Annotated in this window: 18 protein-coding genes; 5 read left to right on the forward strand and 13 right to left on the reverse strand. The window is 73.9% G+C overall.

Annotation, left to right across the window (positions count from 1 at the left end; all coding sequences use genetic code 11):
- Together ACFWAR_RS02835 and ACFWAR_RS02840 are read right to left on the reverse strand one after the other, a co-directional pair.
- A partial coding sequence (locus ACFWAR_RS02835) for a serine hydrolase domain-containing protein (protein WP_385772486.1) occupies positions 1 to 1,487 on the reverse strand: 1,487 nt, incomplete at its 3' end.
- A gap of 148 nt (positions 1,488 to 1,635) precedes the next feature.
- Complete coding sequence (locus ACFWAR_RS02840; protein ID WP_385772487.1) at positions 1,636 to 3,027, reverse strand: M64 family metallopeptidase; 1,392 nt, start codon at positions 3,025 to 3,027, stop codon at positions 1,636 to 1,638.
- Positions 3,028 to 3,216: 189 nt separating this feature from the next.
- On the opposite strand from ACFWAR_RS02840, the gene ACFWAR_RS02845 reads away from it, so the two are divergent.
- Positions 3,217 to 4,566: a tetratricopeptide repeat protein gene (locus tag ACFWAR_RS02845; RefSeq protein ID WP_385772488.1), complete on the forward strand. Its 1,350-nt coding sequence runs from the start codon at positions 3,217 to 3,219 to the stop codon at positions 4,564 to 4,566.
- 112 nt (positions 4,567 to 4,678) lie between these two features.
- Here ACFWAR_RS02845 and ACFWAR_RS02850 read toward each other — a convergent pair whose 3' ends face one another.
- The 7 genes from ACFWAR_RS02850 to ACFWAR_RS02880 form a co-directional block, all read right to left on the reverse strand.
- Complete coding sequence (locus ACFWAR_RS02850) at positions 4,679 to 5,005, reverse strand: TcmI family type II polyketide cyclase (RefSeq protein ID WP_385772489.1); 327 nt, start codon at positions 5,003 to 5,005, stop codon at positions 4,679 to 4,681.
- Positions 5,006 to 5,042: 37 nt separating this feature from the next.
- On the reverse strand, positions 5,043 to 5,531 hold the full coding sequence (locus tag ACFWAR_RS02855) for an SRPBCC family protein (protein ID WP_385772490.1): 489 nt from the start codon (positions 5,529 to 5,531) through the stop codon (positions 5,043 to 5,045).
- Between the two features lies 1 nt (position 5,532).
- Positions 5,533 to 5,787 (reverse strand): acyl carrier protein, encoded by a 255-nt coding sequence (locus ACFWAR_RS02860; RefSeq protein ID WP_385772491.1) that lies wholly within the window; start codon positions 5,785 to 5,787, stop codon positions 5,533 to 5,535.
- Positions 5,788 to 5,916: 129 nt separating this feature from the next.
- Entirely contained in the window at positions 5,917 to 7,119 is a 1,203-nt protein-coding gene (locus ACFWAR_RS02865) for a beta-ketoacyl synthase N-terminal-like domain-containing protein (protein ID WP_385772580.1), read from the reverse strand.
- Positions 7,120 to 7,202: 83 nt separating this feature from the next.
- Entirely contained in the window at positions 7,203 to 8,474 is a 1,272-nt protein-coding gene (locus tag ACFWAR_RS02870; protein ID WP_385772492.1) for a beta-ketoacyl-[acyl-carrier-protein] synthase family protein, read from the reverse strand.
- Entirely contained in the window at positions 8,471 to 8,938 is a 468-nt protein-coding gene (locus ACFWAR_RS02875; protein ID WP_385772493.1) for a cupin domain-containing protein, read from the reverse strand. Before ACFWAR_RS02875 ends, ACFWAR_RS02870 begins: the two co-directional genes overlap by 4 nt.
- Before the next feature lie 139 nt (positions 8,939 to 9,077).
- Positions 9,078 to 10,184: a SchA/CurD-like domain-containing protein gene (locus tag ACFWAR_RS02880; protein ID WP_385772494.1), complete on the reverse strand. Its 1,107-nt coding sequence runs from the start codon at positions 10,182 to 10,184 to the stop codon at positions 9,078 to 9,080.
- 221 nt (positions 10,185 to 10,405) lie between these two features.
- On the opposite strand from ACFWAR_RS02880, the gene ACFWAR_RS02885 reads away from it, so the two are divergent.
- A complete protein-coding gene (locus tag ACFWAR_RS02885) occupies positions 10,406 to 12,058 on the forward strand; it encodes an FAD-dependent oxidoreductase (RefSeq protein ID WP_385772495.1) in 1,653 nt (550 codons plus the stop codon).
- A gap of 51 nt (positions 12,059 to 12,109) precedes the next feature.
- On the opposite strand, the gene ACFWAR_RS02890 is transcribed toward ACFWAR_RS02885, so the two are convergent.
- Together ACFWAR_RS02890 and ACFWAR_RS02895 are read right to left on the reverse strand one after the other, a co-directional pair.
- Complete coding sequence (locus ACFWAR_RS02890) at positions 12,110 to 12,340, reverse strand: acyl-CoA carboxylase epsilon subunit (RefSeq protein ID WP_385772496.1); 231 nt, start codon at positions 12,338 to 12,340, stop codon at positions 12,110 to 12,112.
- Between the two features lie 240 nt (positions 12,341 to 12,580).
- On the reverse strand, positions 12,581 to 13,369 hold the full coding sequence (locus ACFWAR_RS02895; RefSeq protein ID WP_385772497.1) for a carbonic anhydrase: 789 nt from the start codon (positions 13,367 to 13,369) through the stop codon (positions 12,581 to 12,583).
- 242 nt (positions 13,370 to 13,611) lie between these two features.
- Here ACFWAR_RS02895 and ACFWAR_RS02900 point away from each other — a divergent pair, with 242 nt between their 5' ends.
- The 3 genes from ACFWAR_RS02900 (at position 13,612) to ACFWAR_RS02910 (ending at position 18,513) form a co-directional block, all read left to right on the forward strand.
- The gene (locus ACFWAR_RS02900) at positions 13,612 to 15,555 is read left to right on the forward strand and encodes a galactose oxidase-like domain-containing protein (RefSeq protein WP_385772498.1); all 1,944 of its coding nucleotides are present in this window, start codon (positions 13,612 to 13,614) and stop codon (positions 15,553 to 15,555) included.
- Between the two features lie 85 nt (positions 15,556 to 15,640).
- Positions 15,641 to 17,458: a glycoside hydrolase family 15 protein gene (locus tag ACFWAR_RS02905; protein ID WP_385772499.1), complete on the forward strand. Its 1,818-nt coding sequence runs from the start codon at positions 15,641 to 15,643 to the stop codon at positions 17,456 to 17,458.
- Between the two features lie 140 nt (positions 17,459 to 17,598).
- Complete coding sequence (locus tag ACFWAR_RS02910) at positions 17,599 to 18,513, forward strand: glycoside hydrolase family 19 protein (RefSeq protein WP_385772500.1); 915 nt, start codon at positions 17,599 to 17,601, stop codon at positions 18,511 to 18,513.
- A gap of 78 nt (positions 18,514 to 18,591) precedes the next feature.
- Here the strand turns inward: ACFWAR_RS02910 and cynS are convergent, their stop codons facing one another.
- Positions 18,592 to 19,062 carry a cyanase gene (gene cynS / locus ACFWAR_RS02915; protein ID WP_385772501.1) on the reverse strand — a complete coding sequence of 157 codons (471 nt, stop codon included), beginning with the start codon at positions 19,060 to 19,062 and terminating at the stop codon, positions 18,592 to 18,594.
- A 40-nt stretch (positions 19,063 to 19,102) separates the two neighbouring features.
- Positions 19,103 to 19,696, reverse strand: coding sequence for a carbonic anhydrase (locus tag ACFWAR_RS02920; RefSeq protein ID WP_385772502.1), 594 nt, complete (start codon positions 19,694 to 19,696; stop codon positions 19,103 to 19,105).
- Between the last annotated feature and the right edge of the window lie 25 nt (positions 19,697 to 19,721).

Below are 19,721 nucleotides of genomic sequence, written 5' to 3' on the forward strand. Positions count from 1 at the left end.
CTGCCCCACTCCGCCCGGCTCCCCCCGCACCCGGCGCTGGGGGCGCCGGGGGTCCCGCCCGACCCGGGGTCGGCCCCGGGGGCCGGGGGGCGCACCCGCCTCCCCCCCGCCCCCGGCCCGGCGGGCGTCCCCCCGCCGGGGGGGCCCACCCGCCGGGGCTTGTCTTCGTCCGGGCCGCGCGGGGCGTCCGGTCCGGTGGCGCGGGCGCCGGGTCGTGCCGGAGCGCCGCCGCACAGGGCCTCGTCGATGAAGGCGCTCCTGGCCGCGTCGATGGCGTTCGGCAGCGGGTTGCCGCTCGCGTCCAGCCGCTCGTACTTCGACAGGTTGGCGCCGAGGGCGAGTTGGCGGCCGCCGTCCGTCGAGGAGAGGGCCAGCGTGCCGCCGCCGAAGACGGCGCCGTCGTGGCCCCAGAACGGCCCGCACCGGGTGTCGACCCGCACGATGCCGAGGCCGTAGCGCATGGTCACCCGGCCGCCCGCGTCCTTGACGGGGACCGTGGTCAGCAGCTGCCGGAGCTGTTCGGGGCGCAGCAGGCGGCCCTGGAGCAGGGCGCGGTAGAAGGTGTTGACGTCGTCCATGGTGGCGACCAGGGCGCCCGCCGTGCCGCCCCACGACATGTCGTAGTCGCTGTAGTCGCGGGGCGGGTCGATGGCCCCGAAGAACGACTCGTAGAGCTTGGCATGCGGGCCGCGCACCGTGGTCTCGGCGCCGGGGAAGTAGGTGTCGCGCAGGTGGGCGCGGTGGATCACGTCACGGGCGATGACGGTCTCCGGGTCCTCGCCGGTGGTGGCGCGCAGGAGTTCGCCGAGCAGGACGTAGTTGGTGTTGGAGTACGACCAGCGCGCGCCGGGTTCGAAGACCTGCGGTGCGCCCACCGCGTACCCGATCAACTCGGTCGGCGGGAAATGGCGGTGGCGGTTGTCGTCCAGGCTCCGGGGGGAGCCCTCGAGGAGCGAGGGGAAGGCCATCGGCAGGTAGTCCGCGATGCCGCTGGTCTGGTTGAGCAGCATGCGGACGGTGATCGCGCGGCCGCGCTCCCCCGGGACGAGGTCCGGCAGGTAGTCGCCGACGGGCCGGTCCAGCTCGATCCTGCCGCGGCCCGCCTGTTGGAGCACGGCGACCGCGGTGAACGTCTTGGTGACGCTGCCGATCCGGTGGCGCATGTCCGGGCGGGTGGGCCGCCGCGTGTCGACGTCGGCGAAGCCGGTGGCGCCGCGCCACCGGTCGGCGCCGTCCCGCACGGCCGCGTAGGCGCCGTACAGGCCCGCCGCGTGCACGGCGTCGAGGTCCTGGTCGAGCCGCTGCCGGTCGAGGGCGGCGGGCCGGTGCCCGGACGCCTTCGGGGCGGGGGCCGGGGCCGGTCGGTCGGCGGCGGTCGCCGCCGGGACCGCCCCGGCCAGCAGGGACAGCAGTACGGCGGCGGCCGCCGCGGTACCGCTGATGCGGTGGCGGTGGCGGTGGCGTCGGTCGAGGCGTGGGGTAGGCACCTGCGGCTCCCGTTCTCTGCGGTCCGCGGACCCGGTCCGACCACGGACATCCGCGGTCATTCTGACCTTCCCAGGTCCTACCTCCGCCCTGTTCCCGCCCTTTCGGCCAGAGTTGACCGCAATGGCCGGAGCACGCCGAGGGCGCGCGCTACAGCCGGACCTGCCACTCGACCGACGACCGCAGCTTGCGGGCGATCTCCGGGTCCCGCACCGAGGGCGTGCGGTCCTCGACCGTGACCGTCAGCCGGTGCGCCCGCAGGTCGAAGAGCCACAGTTCGCCGACGTGCACCTCCTTGCGGCCTTCGAACCGCTTCTGCTCGCGGCCGTCCAGGTACCAGCGCACCACCGGCTGCCGCCCGTCCGGGCCGGTCAGCCGGGGGACGGAGACCTTCGCGGCGTCCCGCAGCCGCAGGGTGCGCCCGGTCGGGGCGAGCGGGGTGGCCAGACGCGCGTACTGGTGGAACCCCGCGATCATCGCCTCGACGCCGGGCAGGTTGAAGGGCTTGCCCAGGACCCGCATGATCGAGGCGTCGGTCGGCCGGTAGAGGCCGGTGACGTAGTACCCGCCGCCCTCGTACGCGCCGACCGCGCCGCCGTCGGGCGAGGGCTCGCCGAGCCAGCGGTACCACTTCGCCCGCTGTTCGCCCATGGGACCGGACGCGAGGGTGGAGGTGTTGGAGTCGGCGGGCTCGGGACCGGTGTAGTGCTCGTAGTCCGGGACCCCGGGGTAGAAGTACTCGTCGGCCAGTTTGCCCAGCGAGTGGCCGGTCTCGTGGACGGCGACCTGGCCGGACTTCGGGTGGCCCGCCGAGGCGGTCGATATACCGGCGTAACCGAGGGTCGCGCTGGGCTCGTTGTAGCCCGCGCCGCCGTACTTGGCGCTGTTGGCGAGGACGATCACCAGGTCGGCCGCGGGCGCCTTGGCCACGTAGGCGTCCACCTTGGGCTGGTCGATGCAGAGCAGCCGTTCGATCTCCTCGCACCAGAAGTACGCACCGAGCGCGGTGTCGCGGACCGTCGCCCGGTCGGGGTCGCCGGAGACGCCGGACTCCCGGGAGACGGCGTCGACGGTCCAGACGTTGAAGAGGTTGCGGTAGCTGGCGTAGGGCTCGACCGCGGAGAGTTCGGCCCACTTCTCCTTGGCGTCGATGTGGAAGCGGTCCGTTTCCGCGGCGGTGTAGCCGTCACCGACGACCACGACGTCGAGGCGGTCGGCCACCGCGCCGTTGTCGATCATCTTGGTGACGACCCCGTCGGCCGCCCGACCGGCCTCGGGCAGCCGCAGCCCGGGCTTGGCCCGGCCCCCGGCCGGTACCTCGACCGATCCGGACCCGGCTTCGCCGCCGTGCTCCGGCCCCGGCACCTCCACCGGTACGCGGGCCCCGCCGGGCGGTGCGGCGCTCGGGCGCGGCGCCGGGTCGGCGCCCGCGTCGCCCGGTCCGGCGGCCAGCAGCACGGCGGTGGCGCAGCACGCCACGGCGACCGCGCGCGCGATCCGCCGGGGCGACCGCCCCCGCCCCGCGAAGTGCCCCGATCTCACGAAATGCGCTCGTCCCACGACATGCCCCCTACGACAAGGAAGTTGAGCAACGGAAGTACGGAAGTTAAGTGGCTGATTAAGCAGAGTGAATCGGTTGCTTAAATTAGGGGGCGCGGGAGGCGTGCGCAATGGTCCGCGTGGCCCAATACTGTTCGTTCGGCGGCGCATTGGCGTGATCAGGGAGCATCGATGGACGAACCGAGCGAGATCGGGCGCAGGGTTCAGCGACTGCGGGCAGAACGCGGTCTGACCCAGCGGCAGTTGGCCGAGCCCGCCTACAGCGCCGCCTACGTCTCGACGCTGGAGTCCGGCAAGGTCCGCCCCTCCGAGACCGCCCTGCGCTTCCTCGCCGGGCGCCTGGACGTCAGTTACGAGGAGCTGAGCACCGGCCGGGCCGCCGCCGTGGCCACCGAGCTGCGGCTCGGCCTGACCGACGCGCAGCGGGCGCTCGCCACCGGCGCCGCCGACGAGGCCGCCGACCGCTACCGGCCGCTCCTGGCCGAGGCGGAGCGGCTCGGGCTGACCGCGGAGCGGGCCGAGGCACTGCTCGGTCTCGGCGACTGCGCCCTGGAGTCGGGCGAACTCACCGACGCCGTGGCCCGGTTCGAGGCGGCGGAGCGCCTGCTGGAAGGCGAACCGCTGCACCGCAGGGCCCGGCCGATCCGCGGCCGCGCGGTCGCACTGCTGCTGGCCGGCGAGTTGCGCTACGCCTGCTACCTGCTCGAATCCACCATCGACGAGCTCAACACGGGCGGGCTGCCCGATCCCGAGGCGCTGGTGCTGCTCTACGCGGCCGTCATCGGCCCCTACATCGACATGGGCGCGCACGCGCGGGCCGCCCACGCGGCCGAACTGGCGCTGGCGCTCGCGCCCCGGGTCGGGGATCCGGCGCTGGTCGCGGGCATGCACCGGCAGGTGGCCCGGACCTTCCTCGCCGAGGGGCGGCCCGCCGACGCCGACGCCTCGCTGGCCAAGGCGCAGGCGATCTACCGGCAGCTGCGCCTGGGCGCCGACCTGGCGCACTGCCACTGGATGCGGGGGTACGTACAGGCGCAGAACGGCGAACTACAGGCCGCCGAGAGCGAGTTGCGCACAGCGCGGGACATGCTGGCGGCGCGCCGGGCCGCGCTCTACACCGCGCAGGTCGAGGTGGAGCTGGCCGACGTACTGCGCCGACTCGGCCGGTACGAGGAGGCGGCCGCGCTGCTGGCGGAGCTGCTGGAACTGGGCGACCGGCACGGCGCGGTGCACGCGGGCGGGGCCCACCGGCTGCTGGGGCTGATCGCGCAGGAGCGCGGGGACACCGACGCGGCCGAGGAGCACTACGTACGGGCGCTGGCCCTCCTGGAGCGCAGCGGGGCGTCGGGGGACCTCGCCGACCTGTGCCGACTGCTGGGCGATCTGCTGCGGCAGGCGGGACGCACCGAGGCGGCGCTGGACGCGTACCGCACGGGCCTGGGGCACCGCGCGGCGCCGGGGACGACGACCCTCGGCCCGGCGCCCGCGGCGCCGACCGGGGCGCTGCGGCCGTCCCGGTGACCCGGGCGCGCGTACGGGCGGTGCAGCCGGACGGGCCGGGGCGGAGCGCCGCGCGGTGTGCGCCGCGGCGTCCGTCCCGGCCCGTGGGGCCGTGCGGTGGGGGGCTGCTCCCTCAGGCGGGACGTTCCCAGCGGTAGAAGCGCTGGGCCATCGCGTCCTTCGGGCCGCGCCAGGTCTCCGGGTCGTGCGGGCTGATGTACCGCGTCAGGCTGTCGCTGAGGCTGCGGAACTCCGGATGGCCCGTGACCTCGGCGATGGCCGGTCCCGGCGGGGTGTCGGATTCGATCAGGTGCAGGTACACCTCGCCGAACTGGAACAGGCTGCGGCGCTTGACGCCGACCAGGTGGGGCAGCTCGCCCGCGTCCGAGGCCGCGAACAGGTCGGCGATGTCGGGTGCGGAGCCGGGTGCCATACGGGCCACGATGAGCGCTTGGTGCATGGGAGGGAGAGTGCCTTCCTGCTCGTGGTGACGGGTTTCAGCGGCCGCCGGCGACGGGGACGGGGCGCTCGGCCTTCTCCCGGCCGTGCTGCTCGATCTTGTCGCGGATCAGCTCCATCTGGATGCGGGAGTTGTGGTTGATCCGGTCGGTCATGCCCGCGTCGTCGATGGGGGCCTCGGGCTTCATCGCGAAGTCCTGCACCCACCTCATCCGGGTGCCGCCGGGGACCGGGGCGTACTCCCAGTGGATGTCCATGTGCGCGAACGGGCCGGTCTCCACGCGGCGGGCCCGGACGCTGAGGCCCGCGCGGTCCACGGTGCGCTCGGAGACCCAGCTCCACACGACGCCGTTCTCGTCGGGGTGCATCGCCAGCCGGAACTTGGTGGTGTCTCCGGCCTGGTCGAGGATCTCGATGGACGCGTACTCGCTGAAGAGCTGCGGCCAGTTGGGGAGGTCGTTGGTCATCTCCCACACGAGGTCGACGGGGGCCTTGACGGTGATCTCGTTGTCGGTGTGGCCGGCCATCTCAGGCTCCCGTCATCAGGCTGTTGTTGACCAGGTCGAGGAATTCCGCGGGGCTCTTGCAGCGGTCCGCGTCGGTGGGGAGCGCGCGGCCCCGCCGGTTCTCCAACTCGCCCACGACTCCGAGGAGTCCCAGCGAGTCGAGGCCGTAGTCGTCGAACACGGCGTCCGGCCGGCTCGCCAGCTCGGCGGGGTCGACGGTGATTCCGGCGGTCTTCATCAGGCCCGCGAGTTCTTCCATGGTGAGTCGGTCGGACATGGTGGATGCCTTTCTCTCTGCGACTGCGACTGCGACTGCGACTACGGCGTTGGCCGTGGCCGTGGCCGTGGCCACCACTGCGGCCACGGCCACCTGCCGGTGGGTGCTGCCGATGCGGGCGACGGCCCGTTACGGGCGCTGCCCGCGCACGACGAGCGCCGAGTTGGAGCCCATCAGGCCCCGGCTCAGCACGAGGGCGGTGCGCAGCTCCGCGGAGCGGGCGCCACCGGTGACCACGTCCAGGTCGTGGCACACGTCGAAGACGTTCGGCGTGGGCGGGAGGATGCCGTGTTCCAGCGCCAGGACGGCGGCGGCCACGTCCAAGGTGCCGGCCGCGCAATAGGCGCGCCCGGTACCGCTCTTGGGCGCGGTGACCGGTACGGTCCGGCCGTGCGCGCCGAGGGCCCCGTGCAGGGCCCGGGCCTCGGCCGCGTCGGCCTCCGGCGTGCCGAGGGCGTCCGCGAAGACGACGTCGATCTCCTCCGGGGCGCAGTCGGCCTCCCGCAGCGCGACCCGGATCGCGTGGGCGAGCCCCTCGGCGGACTCCGCCCAGCGGCCGGGTCCGGTGAAGGTCGCCCCGTGTCCGGCGAGGGTGGCGCGTACGGGCGCACCGCGCTCCGCGGCGGCGTCCGCGTCCTCGACGACGAACATGGCGCCGCCCTCGGCCGGGACGAAGCCGCAGGCCTTCTCGGTGAAGGGGCGGTAGGCCCGTTCGGGGTCGTCGCTGACGCTCAGCCCCGGGTATCCGAGCTGGCACACCACCGAGTACGGCGCGAGCGGTGCTTCCGTCGCCCCGACCAGCATGGCGCGGCTGCCCTGCCGGATGGCTCTGGCCGCGTGCGCGAAGGCGTCGAGCCCGCCGGCCTCGTCGCTGGCCAGTACCCCGCAGGGGCCCTTGAACCCGCGCCGGATGGAGACCTGGCCGGTGCTCGCCGCGTAGAACCAGGCGATGGACTGGTACGGGCCGACGTAGCGGGGTCCGCGTCCCCACAGGCGTTGCAGCTCGCGCTGTCCGAACTCGCCGCCGCCGGATCCCGCGGCGGTGACCACGCCCACCGCGTACGGGTCGTCCTCGTAGTCCGCGCGGCCGAGCCGGGCGTGTTCCAGGGCCAGGTCGGCCGCGGCGAGGGCGTGGTGGCTGAACCGGTCGGTCTGGACGAGGAACCGCTCCTCGACGAGCGTGGCCGGGTCGAAGCCGCGGACCTCGCCCGCGACGCGCAGCGAGAGGTGCTCGCAGCCCTGTCGGGTGATCCGGCCGATGACCGGGTCGCCCGCCTGGGTGGCCTTCCAGAAGGCGTCGGCGCCGATCCCGTTGGGGGCGACGACCCCGATGCCGGTGACGACGACCGCCGGGGGGCCGGACGGCCGACGGGCGGCGCCGGCAGGGGCGTTGCCCCGCTCATTGCCACGGGCGTTCACACGCGCACCTCCTTCGGCTGGGACATGACCACGGCCGACTGGAACCCGCCGAATCCGCTGCCGACGGAGAGCACGCTGCGCAGCGGGTGTTCACGGGCGGTGCGCGGGACGTAGTCCAGGTCGCATTCGGGGTCGGGGGTCTCGTAGTTGGCGGTCGGGGGCACCACCTGGTGGCGGAGCGCCAGGACGCAGGCGGCGAGTTCGATGGCGCCGATGGCGCCGAGCGAGTGCCCGACCATGGATTTGATGGAGCTCATCGGGGTCTTGTAGGCGTGGTGGCCGAGGACCCTTTTGACCGCCGCCGTCTCGTGCCGGTCGTTCTGCTTGGTGCCGGATCCGTGCGCGTTGACGTAGTCGATCCCGCTCGCGGCGATCTGCGCCTGGGCCAGGGCGGTTTCGATGGCACGGGCCATTTCCAGGCCCTCCGTGGTGAGCCCCGTCATGTGGTGGGCGTTGCCGAAGGTGGCGTACCCGCCGATCTCGCAGTAGACGGTGGCGCCGCGGGCCCGGGCGTGTTCCAGCTCCTCCAGCACCAGGACGGCGCCGCCCTCGCCGAGCACGAAGCCGTCGCGGTGCGCGTCGAAGGGCCGGGAGGCGTGGGCCGGGTCGTCGTTGTTGGGCGAGGTCGCCTTGATGGCGTCGAAGCAGGCGACCGTGATGGGGGACACGGGTGAGTCGGAGGCGCCGGCGATGCACACGTCCATCCGGCCCTCCTGGATGGAGTGGACGGCGTACCCGATCGCGTCGAGTCCGGACGTGCAGCCGGTGGACACGGTCTGGACCGGGCCCCGCGCGCCCGTCTGCTCCGCCACGGCCGAGGCCAGGGTGGCGGGGGTGAACGCGCGGTGCAGGAAGGGCGAGGCGAGGCGCTGGTCCACGTCCCACCACTCGCCCTGCTGGCTGACCGCGACGTAGTCGTGCTCCAGGCGGGTGGTGCCGCCGACGGCGGTGCCCAGGGAGACCCCGGTGCGCCAGCTGCCGTCGTCGCTCAGGTCGAGGCCCGCGTCGGCCACCGCCTCCCGGGCGGCGACCAGGGCGAACTGGATGTACCGGTCCGCCCGGGCCGCGCTGTCCGCGTCCAGGCCGTGCGCGGCGGGGTCGAAGTCCACCTCGGCGGCGATCCGCGAGCGGAATCCGGCCGGGTCGAAGAGGGTGATGCCCCGGGTCGCCGTGCGGCCGTGGGACAGCAGGTCCCAGAAGGCGGCCGTGCCGATGCCGCCGGGCGCGACGACGCCGACTCCGGTGACGGCCACCCGGCGGCGGGTCACGACACCACTCCCGTGCGGTCCGGCGGACGATCCCATTCGACGGCCGTCGTATGGGCCGAGGCGTGGGCGGACGCGTGCGGGGATTCCTCGGTGTCGACGTGTCCCAGTTCCGGCCGGGGGGCGAGCGGGCCGAGGTGGAAGACCATCCGGGCCTCGGTGTCGCCGACGTTGCGGAAGCGGTGGCGCACGTTCAGGGGCACGAGCAGCCCCTGGTCGGTGCGCAGCGGGTGGGCCTCGCCGTCGAGGTCGACCTCCAGGTGCCCGGCGACCACGTACACGAACTCCTCGGAGTACGGGTGGTAGTGCTCGGCGATGGATTCACCGGGGGCCATCACGGCCAGGCCCATGAAACCGCTGGTGCAGCCCACCGAGGTCGGTGTGAGCACGGCTCGCAGATCGCCGCCGCGCCGGGTGTTGGGCTGCGTCTGGCTGAGGTCGACGATGCGTGGGCGTTCTCTGGTCATGGCGGACTTCCTCCGGGCGGAGACGGAGCCTGCACGAGGCTGTCGTCGCTGGGGGTGGGTGGGGTGGAGCCGTGGGGCGGGGAGAGGTGGAGCCGGGGTGGTGCGGGGTCGGCCCGGCGCGGGCGGCGCCGCGGCCGGATCAGGACCGCGCGGGAGCGTGCCGGTCCGTGATCAGCTTCATGGGGTGGGGCGTGGCCGGGAAGTGTCCGGCCGGGCCCGCGAGCATCCGGGCGAGGACCGCCGCCTTGCGCGGCCCTTCGATGCCGACGGCCGCCGCGGGGCGGGCTTCGGGCGGTCCGCTCACGTCCAGGAGGCGTACCACGACGTCGTCGCGCTGGAAGATGCTGCTGCTGCGGACCGCTCCGCCGGGGCGCCGGGCCGCGGCCTCGTCCTGTTGGGAGAGGAACCGGGCCAGGGCGGGCCCGTAGCCCGGCTTGGCGGGGTAGAGGACGGCGTGCCGGTGGACCTCGGCCGGGCCCGCCTCCCCGTCGCGGGCGGCGATGTGGTGGACCGCGGGGAGCCCGGCGCGCATGAAGAACATCCGGGCCGATTCGGGGTCGGCCAGGTCCCGGTCCTGTTCCAGGTAGGGGTTCAGCGCCTCCTCCACGGCACGGACCTCGGGCTGCTCGGACACGTGGCGCAGCGCCGCCATGAGGTCGCCCTGGACCTCGACCGTACGCACCACCCGGTTGCCGTGCATGAAGAGGGAGGTGCGGCACAGCCGCGTGTGGTCGTCGACGCGGGCCGCCGGGGAGGCGTAGGAGGAGAGGATCTCCGCCACGGCCGCCTCGCTGCCCGGCTTGACCGTGAAGGTGAGACCGTGGCGGACGATGCCGGCGCCGAGCCGGGGCGCGGGCTGCAGCTGGGCCCGGACCTCGGGCGCCGCGGGGGCGTCGTAGCGCTTGCCGGTCTCGCGCAGGACCGTGAACTTCAGCGGTCGCATGGCGCGGGCGCAGGCGCCCAGCGGGCGGACCTGTTCGGCGTGCTCCTCGCTGTTGACCCAGGCGAGGTACTGCGGCGCGCTCTCCCACTCGCTGGTGATGAGCCATTGGGAGGGGTTCTCGAAGGACTGGCACAGCTGGTCGCCGAGGTGACCCGGGACGGACGCGATGTCGTGGCGCAGTTGCTCGTACGCCTCGAAGAACCGCTGCTGGGTGCCTTCGTGGAGGTCCATCAGCAGGACGACCCGAAGCATCGAGCCGTCGAAGGCGGACTGTGACACCCGTTCGGCCAGGGTGTGGGTCATCTGCTCACTCCTTCGTGAGGGCGTGCACGCCGACGCGTTTGCGATGCGGGGGGTCCGCTGTCCCTCATGGTCATCCGGACCGGGACGAATCGCTACATCTCACAATCAAGCGGGTGACAAGCGGCGAATCGCCCGGGCTCCGTGACCGATCGGGGGCATAAAGGAGTTCACTCCCCCGCACGATCCGCAGGATCCGCACAGAAATCAGGAGCCCCTTGCCGATGGAAGAGAACCCCGATGTCCGCGTACCGGTCCTCGTCGTGGGCGGCTCCCTCGTGGGCCTGTCCACCTCGCTGTTCCTGAGCCGCCACGGGATCAGGCACCTGCTCGTCGAGAAGCACGCCGGTACGTCCGAGCACCCGCGCGGACGCGGGATCAACGCCCGGACCATGGAGCTGTTCCGCACGGCCGGCGCGGAACCCGCCATCCGGCGGGCCGCGTCCGCCCTGGCGGCCAACAACGGCATCCTGCAGACGGAATCGCTCACCGGCGACCAGCACAACTGGCTGGTCAAGGAGGTCGACCCGGGCGGGACGCTGGCCCGCTTCAGCCCCACCGGCTGGTGCCTGTGCAGCCAGAACAACATCGAGCCCGAACTCGCCGCGCAGAGCCGGGCGCAGGGCGCCGACGTGCGGTTCTCCACCGAGCTGATGAGCTTCGACCAGGACGAGAACGGTGTGGACGCCCTGGTGAAGAACCGGGAGACCGGCGAGCACATCCGGGTGCGCGCCGACTTCCTGATCGCGGCGGACGGCCCGCGCAGCCCCGTCCGGGAGGCCCTGCGCATCCCCCAGACGGGTGGCGGCGAGCTGTTCCACAACGTCAGCATCACCTTCCGGTCGCAGCGGCTGACCGAGGTGCTGGGCGACCTGCGCTTCATCGTCTGCTACCTGATCCGCCCGGGCGCGGACGGCGCGCTGCTGCCGGTGGACAACGACACGCAGTGGGTCTTCCACGCCCCGTGGCACCCGGACCAGGGCGAGACCCTGGAGGACTTCACCGACGAGCGGTGCGTGCGCCAGATCCGCGAGGCGATCGGCGTCCCGGACCTGGACGTCGCGATCGGCGGCAAGGCACCCTGGCACGCGGCCGAACGGGTGGCGGTGCGGTACTCCTCCGGACGGGTGTTCCTGGCCGGGGACGCCGCCCACGAGATGTGCCCGACGGGCGCCTTCGGCTCCAACACCGGCATCCAGGACGCCCACAACCTGGCGTGGAAGATCGCGGCGGTGCTCGACGGTTCGGCCGGCATCGAGCTGCTGGACAGCTACGAGGCCGAACGGCTTCCGGTGGCCAGGGCCACCAGCGAGCGGGCGTCGGCGCGTTCGGCCGAGCACAGCCACCCGGGCTACGCGCCGCCGCCGACGATGGGCGGCGGCGGCCCCAAGAGCGGGGTCCTGCCCACGGCCATGGGGTACTGCTACCCGGTCGGCGCGGTCGTGGGCGGCGACCCGGACCGCGCGGTCATCCCGGACGGGTTGCGCCTGAAGGGCGACGTCGGCACGCGGGCCCCGCACCTGTGGGTGACCCGGGCCGGGCAGCGCCTGTCCACGCTGGACCTGTACGAGCGGTCCTTCGTCCTGCTGACCTCGCCGGGCACCCCGTGGGCGGAGGCCGCCGCGGCGGTGGCCCGGCGCGGCGGCGCGCGCCTGGACTCCTACACGGTCGGGTCCGCCGGGTCGGGGGCCGACCTGGTGCAGGCGGACGACGTCGACTGGACCGAGGTGCACGAGCTGCCCGCCGGGGGCGCCGTACTGGTGCGCCCCGACGGGTTCGTGGCCTGGCGCACGGACGGCGGCGCGGGGGCACCGGAGTCCGGCGCTCCCGAGGCGGTCCTGCTCGACGTGCTGGCGAAGGTGCTCCGCACCGGCTGAGGCGGGACGGGTCCGGGACCGGCCCGCGGGGCCGGTCGCCGGGCCCGCGGGTCAGCCGCAGGCCCAGCACCCCGCCCAGCATCCGTGGGCACGCGGCGCCTGATGGCGGTGGCGGGGTGCCCGGGCGGGCCGGGCGGGGCCCGCGGCTTCGCGGACGGCGTGCGAGGCGCGGCCCACGAGGCAGGCCACCACGACCGCGATCGCGGCCAGCTCCTCGGGTTCGGCGGTGCCGCGGTGGACCCGCAGCAGGCTCGATATCGGCGCGTCTGACTGCATCGACATGGCCTCTCATCAGGAGAGTTCACCGTGTCGGGCCGAGTGGCCCCTGACGCTCACGACGCTACGAGCACCCCACCGCCTTGTCGTGCCGGGCGGCCCCGTCCACACCCATCCGGGCGACACACCCGACGCCGGGGGTCGATCCGCCACGGCGCCGGGCGGCGCGGCACGGGACGGTGCGCCGCGGGACAGGACGGCGCGGGGCAGGGCGGCTCAGGACAGGGCGGCTCGGGACAGGGCGGCTCAGGAGAGGGTGCGCACCCGCTGGTCGCGCAGCTCGTAGCGGGCCGCGACCACGGCCAGCCGCCCGGTGGCCACGCGCCGGGCCAGGTCGGGTTCTTCCGCCAACCGCTGCCGGGTGCGCCGGGCCTGGGCGTCGATGGTCGCGTCGACGCGGGCGGCGCCCTGCCGGGTGCGGTCGATGGCGGGTCGGATCTGGTCGGCCAGGTACTGGACGTGCGCGGGCAGCGGCTCGCCGCTCTCGTCGGCGTGGACGGCGGCGCCGACGGCCCCGCACGACTGGTGTCCCAGCACCAGCACGAGGGGGACGTCCAGTTCGAGCACCCCGTAGGCGATGCTCCCGAGCACCGCCTCGTCCAGCACCTCGCCCGCCGAGCGCACGGTCAGCAGGTCGCCGAGGCCCTGGTCGAAGACCAGTTCCGGCGGGACCCGGGAGTCCACGCAGCCGAGGACCACGGCGAACGGGTGCTGGCCCGCCACGAGCTGGAGCCGCGCCGAGGGCGTCTCGTGCGGGTGCTCCTGGCGCTGCGCGGCCCAGCGCCGGTTGCCGGCCGCCAGGCGGCGCAGCGCCTCCTGCGGGGTGGTGGGGCGGGACCCGACTTCGGAGCGGTCCCCGGCCTCGGGGGCGGCGGAGGCGGGGAAGGCGGAGCCCAGGGCGAGGACGGATCCGGCGGCGGCCGTCGCGGCCACGGCGGTGCGCAGCAGGGCGCGGCGGCCCGGTGGGGCGGGAGCGGGGGCGGGTACGGCCGGAGCGGGTATGAGCAGGGCGGACGTCCGTCTGTTCGATTGCATGGCGGGACGCTAAGCCGTGGTCCGCCGCACCGGAGCGACTACCGGGCGGTATTGGCGCGATCGGCCCGGGACTCGGCGCGATCGAGACCGCCGTCCCAAGGGCTGGACGGCCCAACTCCCGTGCCGCGCGCGCGGCACGCCCGGCGGGGCATCCCTTTTCTCCTACTATGGGCGGCGATTCGGCCCGAGGGTGCGGGAGATCACCCGGTGGCGTCCCCTCCCCTCTCGCGTCCAGGAGCCCCATGCCCCGCGCACACCGGTCCGCCGCCCGCTCCACCACCGCCTCCTCCGCCTCGCCCGCCTCCTCCGCCTCGCCCGCCTCCCCCGCCCGGTCCGCCGCCAGCAGGTCGGCCCGCGCGGGCCTCGTCGCCCTGTCCGCCCTCGCCGCCCTGGCCGCCACCGCCCCCGCCCCCGCCACGGCCGCTCCCCGGGGCGGCGCGACCCCGCCGGCCGTCGCCCCTCGGCACGACGACACGGCGGCGGACCCCGGCGAGGTCGCCCTGCTCGGCGAGGACCACGCCCGGGAACACGCCCGCCGGCGCCTCGCCGTCGGCAACACCGGCGCCGCCGAGTACCCGCAGGCCAAACGCACCGCGAGCCTGGAGGCGCTGCGCACCTCCCAGCGGGCCGCCAACGCCTCGTTCGACCCGGCCGCGTCCGGCCGCTTCACCGAGTACTTCCCCTCCCCCGACTTCGGGGTCCACGTCGCGCAGTTGCCGACGGGCAAGGTCCTCCTCTTCTCCTTCGAGCGCGTCGGCACTGACCCCACCAAGGAGACCGGTCCCACCGACCGGATCGGCCGGACGAACGCCGGGCGCGCCTACCTCTGGGACCCGGCCAAGGGCACCGGAGCCCGCTCCTTCAAGAAGGTCGAGCCGCCGACCGTCCTGATGCCCGACGGCACCTACGCGCCCCGGCCCGCCCCGTTCTTCTGCGCCGGGCACGCCTTCCTGCCCAACGGCATGGTCGCCGTGTTCGGCGGCAACGTGGGCGGCAAGGGCGGCACCGGCGCCAAGCTGTCCTTCGTCTTCGACCCGTGGACCGAGACCTGGTTCCGCAACCGCGACATGTCCGTGGGGCGCTGGTACCCCTCGGTGGTGACGGGCGCGGACGGCCGCCAGCTCGTCATGTCCGGCCAGTCGGAGCGCGGTACGGGCACGCCCACCCCCGTCGTGGAGCGCTTCCCGGCGCGCTCGCGTCCCGTGCCGTGGCGCACGTACGACATTCCCACGGGTCTCCCGGTGGAGCGGTTCCGCGCGGACGCGCCCTTCCGCAACGACTACCCGCACCTCTTCTCGCTGCGGGACGGCATGATCTACGGGCTCGGGCGCGACGCGGACCAGCAGTGGCTCTTCGACCCGGTCAAGGAGACGCGCGCCGACCTGGCCCGGCGGCCCGCCGACTTCCGCGGCTACGGCTCGGCCGTACCGCTGCCCGCCGGCTTCCGCGGCCCCGACTCGGTCCTCGTGCTCGGCGGCGACCCGCACGACCCGAACACCTACCGGCTCTCCGGCGGCGCGTGGACCACGGAGGAGCCGCGGGCCTTCGGCCGGACCCAGGACGACACCCTGATCCTGCCCGACGCCACCCTCCTCACGGTCAACGGAGCCCTGGACACCCGGAACTACGGCCACGGCCCCTTCAACCCGGAGGCGGACCTCAAGTACCGGCAGATCGAGACGCGCGGGGCGGACGGCCGGTGGCGGCTCGGACCGGCCCAGCGGCTCCCCCGCGGCTACCACTCCAACGCCCTCGTGCTGCCGGACGGCCGGGTCATGGTCACCGGCGACGAACTCCAGCAGATCGCCAACGACCCGGACGTCCGCGACGGCATGGACGGCAGCATCGAGCTCTACGAGCCCGCCTACCTGCACCGGGGCACACGTCCCGCGCTCGACCGGGTGCCGGCCGGGAACCTCGGCTACGACACGGAGTTCCAGGTGGGCACCAGCACGCCCGGCGAGGTCCGGCGCGCGGTGCTCCTCGCCCCCACGACCGTCACCCACTCCGTGAACACCAGCCAGCGCCACCTGGAGCTGCGCCTCGGCGGGGTCCGGGGCGACACGGTCCGCCTGCGCACGCCCCCCGGCGCCGCCGACGCCCCTCCCGGCCACTACATGCTCTTCCTGCTGGACGCCCGGGGCGTCCCGAGCACCGCCCGCTGGATCACCCTGGGCACCCGCTGACGACGCGGGGCCGGTCCCGGGGGCAGCGCGATCTCACCCCCGGTCGGCCCGCTTAGCCCGTTGATCACGGGGGAACACGAATCGCGTGAACCAACGCATCGAGGACTACGCGCTGATCGGCGACCTGATGACCACGGCCCTGGTCGGCAGGGACGGATCCATCGACTGGCTGTGCCTGCCCCGCTTCGACTCGGGCGCCTGCTTCGCGGCGCTCCTGGGGGACGAGGAGAACGGCCACTGGCGGATCGCCCCGGCCGTCGCACCGGCCGGGGCCGGATGCACCCGCCGGGGCTACGTGGGCGACTCGCTCGTGCTCGAATCGATCTGGGAGACCGACGAGGGCACCGTCAAGGTCACCGACTTCATGCCGCAGCGCGATGTCGCCCCCGATGTCGTGCGCATCGTCGAGGGGCTCTCCGGCGCGGTGCCCATGGCGGCCACGATCCGGTTGCGCTTCGACTACGGCGCCGTCGTGCCCTGGGTGCGCCGCAGCGACGGCCACCGGGTCGCCGTGGCCGGACCCGACTCGACGTGGCTGCGCAGCGACCCGCCCGTGGAGACCTGGGGCGAGGACCTGAGCACCCGCTCGGAGTTCACCGTCGAGGCGGGCGAACGGGTGGCCTTCGTGCTGACCTGGCACCCCTCGCACGAGCCGCGCCCGGACCTCATCGATCCGTACGAGGCGCTGGAGCAGAGCCTGGAGGACTGGCGGGCCTGGTCCGAGCAGTGCCTGTACGAGGGCCCCTACCGCGATGCCGTCATGCGCTCGCTGATCACGCTCAAGGCCCTGACCTACGCGCCCACCGGCGGGATCGTCGCCGCGCCCACCACCTCCCTCCCGGAGGAGATCGGCGGCGTGCGCAACTGGGACTACCGCTACTGCTGGCTGCGCGACTCGACCCTCACCCTCGGCTCGCTGCTCCAGACCGGCTTCCTCGACGAGGCGCGGGCCTGGCGCGAGTGGCTGCTGCGGGCGGTCGCGGGCGATCCGGCCGACCTCCAGATCATGTACGGGATCGCGGGCGAGCGCCGGATCCCGGAGACGGACCTGCCGTGGCTGGCCGGGTACGAGTCGTCCGCACCGGTGCGGGTCGGCAACGCGGCGGTCGACCAGCTCCAGCTCGACGTGTACGGGGAGGTCATCGACTCCCTCTACCTGGCCCGCACGGCGGGGCTGCCCGCCGAGCCGCACGCCTGGCAGATCAACGTGGCGCTGCTGCGCTTCGTGGCGGACAACTGGCACCGGCCCGACGAGGGCCTGTGGGAGGTGCGCGGTCCGCGCCGGCACTTCGTGCACTCCAAGGTGATGGCGTGGGTGGCCGCCGACCGGGCGGTGCGCACCCTGGAGGCGAACCCCGAGGTCGAGGGGAACATCGAGCGCTGGCGCACGATGCGCGACGAGGTCCACCGCGACGTCTGCGAGAAGGGCTTCGATCCGGTGCGGGGCACCTTCACCCAGTCGTACGGCTCCACCGAGCTCGACGCGGCGACCCTGCTGATCCCGCGGGTCGGGTTCCTGCCGCCGGACGATCCGCGGGTCATCGGCACGGTGGACGCGGTCCGTCGCGAGCTGGGCCACGGCGGGCTCGTGCGCCGCTACTCGACGGAGGGGGCGACCGTGGACGGGCTGCCGGGGGCCGAGGGGACCTTCCTGGCCTGCTCGTTCTGGCTGGCCGACGCCCTGCTGATGACGGGGCGGGAGAAGGAGGCGCGCGAACTCTTCGAGCGGCTGCTGGACCTGCGCAACGACGTGGGGCTGCTGGCCGAGGAGTACGACCCGGTGGGCGGGCGCCAACTCGGCAACTTCCCGCAGGCGTTCAGTCACATCGGGTTGGTGGGCACCGCCCTCGCCCTCGGCGGCAGCTGGCCGGTGACGGCCGGCGGGCAGTCGTCGGACGGGTAGCCGCCGCGGGGATCCTCGGGGGGTGCCGGGGGGCGCACATATGCCGAAGCTGGTCTAGACCTTGACAGGTCCAGACCAGCTTCGCTTGAGTGGCGGTAGTTGCCCCCCACGGCAACTCCCCCCACCCAAGGAGCACTTCCGTGATCCGTGCGCTACGCCGCCGCGCCCTCGCCCTGGCTTCCGCCGCGGCCGTGACCGCCGCCCTCGCCATCGCCCTGCCCGCCACCCCCGCCGCCGCGGCCGCCGCGTGCGCGGGTCCGTGGGCCTCCTCCTCCGTGTACACGAACGGGATGACCATCTCGTACGGCGGCCACAACTGGCAGGCCAAGTGGTGGACGCAGGGCGAGACGCCCGGAACCACCGGCCAGTGGGGCGTCTGGTCCGACCAGGGCGCCTGCGGCGGCGGTGGCGGTCAGGACCCGGACCCGGACCCGTCCGGATTCGTGGTCTCCCAGGCCCAGTTCAACCAGATGTTCCCGAACCGGAACCCCTTCTACACCTACAACGGCCTGGTCGCGGCGCTGTCGGCCTACCCGGGCTTCACGCACACCGGCGACGCCACCACGCAGCGCCGCGAGGCCGCCGCCTTCCTGGCCAACGTCTCCCACGAGACCGGCGGGCTTGTCTACATCGTCGAGCAGAACACGGCCAACTACCCGCACTACTGCGACGCGTCCCAGCCCTACGGCTGTCCGGCCGGACAGGCCGCCTACTACGGCCGCGGCCCCATCCAGCTCAGCTGGAACTTCAACTACAAGGCGGCCGGCGACGCCCTGGGCATCAACCTGCTCGCGAACCCGTACCTGGTCGAGCAGGACCCGGCGGTGGCCATGAAGACGGCCCTCTGGTACTGGAACACCCAGAACGGCCCGGGCACGATGACCGCCCACACGGCCATGGTCAACGGCGCGGGCTTCGGCGAGACAATCCGCTCCATCAACGGCTCGCTGGAGTGCAACGGGGGCAACCCGGCGCAGGTCCAGAGCCGCGTGGACAAGTACCGCGCCTTCACGCAGATCCTGGGCGTCACCCCGGGCGACCGGCTGACCTGCTGACCGCCCGACCGGCCGACGTGCTCGGGCCGTGGCCGCCGTCGGGCGGGTACGGCCCGAGCGCCCACCCGCACCGACCGCTCAGAAGGGCTTCGTGGGAAGGTACTTGCCGTCGAGGGTGATGACGGCGCGCTCGCCGCCCTCCGGGTCGGCGACCTTCTTGACGTCGAGCCGGAAGTTGATCGCGCTGATGATGCCGTCACCGAACTGCTCGTGCACCAGGGCCTTGAGGGTGGTGCCGTACACCTGGAGCATCTCGTGGAACCGGTAGATGGTCGGGTCGGTCGGGATGCCGCCCGGGATCGAGCCGCGGGTGGGCACGGTCTGGAGCAGGCGCACGGCGTCGGCGTCGAGGTCGAGCAGCCCCGCGACGGCGGTGGCCGCGTCGGCCGGCAGCGGGTGCTGGCCGAGCAGGGCGGCGGTGACGAAGGCGACCGAGAGGCCGGTGACGTCGGCGATCTCCTGCCAGGAAAGGTCCTTGCGGATCTTGGCGTCGACCGCCGTGATCGCGAGGGCCTGCCGGGCGGAGGGGTCGAACTGGGCGTGCGGCATGGGGGCTTCTTCCTTCGGTAGGGGTGGAGGGGGAGAGAGATCAGGCCGCGCGGGCGAAGTCCTCGACGGTTCCCGTGGGGATGTCGTAGACCCAGCCGTGCAGCGCGAGGGTGCCCGCGGCCAGGCCGCGGGCCACCGACGGGTGGGTGGCCAGGTTGGCCAGCTGGGCGCCGACGTTGTCCCGGATCAGGGCGCCGACCCGGTCCGCGGCGGCGTCCGTACCGGCATGCCGGGCGCTACGGGCCAGCGACCCGTCGGCATGGCGCAGCCAGCGTGCGACGGCGGGCAGGTCGGTCAGGTCGTGGCCCTCGGCGAGCGCCGTCATGGCGCCGCAGGCGGAGTGTCCGCAGACCACGACGGAGCTCACGCCCAGGGCGGCGACGGCGTACTCGATGCTGGCCCCTACGCCCTCGTCCCCGGGGGCGTAGGCGGGCACCAGGTTCCCGGCGGTCCGGATGACGAACAGCTCCCCCGGCTCCTGCTGGGTGATCAGCTCGGGCACGACGCGGGCATCGGAGCATCCGATGAAGAGCGTGTGCGGCCGGTGGGTGGTCGCCAGGCGGGCGAAGAGCCCGGCCTTCGCGGGGAAGACGTCCCGCTGGAAGTGCGCGACGCCCGCTGCGAGCTCGTGCATGGCCGCTCCTTTCGGTGTGCGTCGG

This window comes from Streptomyces sp. NPDC059917 (genome assembly GCF_042730635.1).
In the GTDB taxonomy this organism is placed as follows: domain Bacteria; phylum Actinomycetota; class Actinomycetes; order Streptomycetales; family Streptomycetaceae; genus Streptomyces.